Below are 1,597 nucleotides of genomic sequence, written 5' to 3' on the forward strand. Positions count from 1 at the left end.
GCCGCGCTGTCGTCGGCGCATGAGGTGGACGCGGTGCTGGCGCGCCGCCAGCCGGGCTCCACGCTCAAGCCCTTCGTGTACGGGCTGGCCTTCGAGCGGCGCCTGCTCACGCCCGCCAGCCTGCTGGACGACACCCCCACCGAACTGGCCACCGGCGTCGATGGCATCGGCGGCCTCTACCAGCCGCAGAACTACGACCGCCGCTTCAAGGGCTGGGTGTCGGCCCGCACGGCGCTGGGCGCCAGCCTCAACGTGCCCACGGTGCGCGTGGGCGCGATGCTGGGGCCCGATGCGGTGTTCGAGCGCCTGAATGCACTGGGCCTGCAGATCGACCACACCGCCGGCTACCACGGCCATGCGCTGGTGCTGGGCAGTGCCGACGTCACGCTGCTGGCGCTGGCCAATGCCTATCGCACACTCGCCAACGGCGGCCTGGCCTCACCCGCCCGCTGGCAGCCGGGCGCCACCGCAGCGCCACGCCGGGTGATGGACGCCCGCGCCGCCTGGCTGGTGACCGACATCCTGGCCGACAACAACGCCCGCGCGCTGACCTTCGGCCTCGACAGCCCGCTGGTGACCCGTGGCTTTGCGGCGGCCAAGACCGGCACCAGCAAGGACATGCGCGACAACTGGTGCGTGGGCTTCACCGCCCGCCACACCGTGGCGGTGTGGGTGGGCAATGCGGCGGGTGAGCCGATGCACCATGTCAGCGGCACCAGCGGCGCGGCGCCGGTGTGGCGGCAGCTGGTGCAGCAGCTGATGGCCGAGGCGCCACCGCTGCCGATGCCCGCGCCGCCAACCGGCGTGCTGCGGCAGGCCGTGCACTTCGAAGGCGTGGCCGAGCCCGACCGGCCCGAGTGGTTCGTCGCCGGCACCGAGCAGGCGGTGTTCCAGCCGCGCAGCCTGCAGGCCGCGCCCTTCGGCATCGTGCAGCCGCGCGACGGCAGCCTGTTTGCGCTCGACCCCGACATGCCGCCGCAGGCCCAGCGCCTGGTGTTCGAAGGCGCCGATGGCGTGTGGCACCTGGACGGCAAGCGCCTGGGCAGCGGCCGGCGGCTGCTGTGGTCGCCCTGGCCCGGCCGCCACGTGCTGGCGCTGCGCACCGCCGATGGCCGGCTGCTGCAGCAGGTGCACTTCGAGGTGCGCGGCGCGACCGTCAAGGCGCTGGCCCGGCCCCGGTAGGCAGCGGGCTCAGCCAGGCTGTGGCCGATGGCGGCGGCTGCCGCCCTTGTGGCGGTCGATGCGCACGTCGGCGGCGGTGGTGCGGTTGACCTCGGCCGCATGCAGCGTCAGCCGCGTCAGCGCCTCGTCCAGCGCGGCGCGCAGCGGCGGCTCCAGCACCGACAGCAGCTCGCAGTGGATGCCGGCGACCTGCGGAAACAGCTCGTCGTACAGCGCATGCCCGCTGACGGTCAGGCTCACCACCGCGCGGCGGGCATCACCGGGCCGGGCCTGACGCATGACCAGCCGCTTGGTCACCAGCGAGCCGATGGCGCGCGAGGTGCGCGCCCGGTCCAGGGCGGCTTCTTCCGCCAGCGCCGACGGCGCCAGCGGCCCGCGCGCGGCCAGCAAGGCCAGCAGCCGCCACTCACGGCGC

Annotated in this window: 2 protein-coding genes; one reads left to right on the forward strand and one right to left on the reverse strand. The window is 74.5% G+C overall.

Annotated features, from left to right (window positions below):
• Positions 1-1,182: penicillin-binding transpeptidase domain-containing protein (locus tag ABNT58_RS24315; protein WP_348755973.1), on the forward strand; the 1,182-nt coding region annotated here is incomplete at its 5' end.
• 9 nt (positions 1,183-1,191) lie between these two features.
• On the opposite strand, the gene ABNT58_RS24320 is transcribed toward ABNT58_RS24315, so the two are convergent.
• Positions 1,192-1,597, reverse strand: a 406-nt coding sequence (locus ABNT58_RS24320) for a MarR family transcriptional regulator (RefSeq protein ID WP_348755974.1), incomplete at its 5' end; no start/stop codon positions are given.

Origin of the sequence: uncultured Aquincola sp. (assembly GCF_964001545.1) — a bacterium.
Lineage (GTDB): Bacteria > Pseudomonadota > Gammaproteobacteria > Burkholderiales > Burkholderiaceae_C > Aquincola.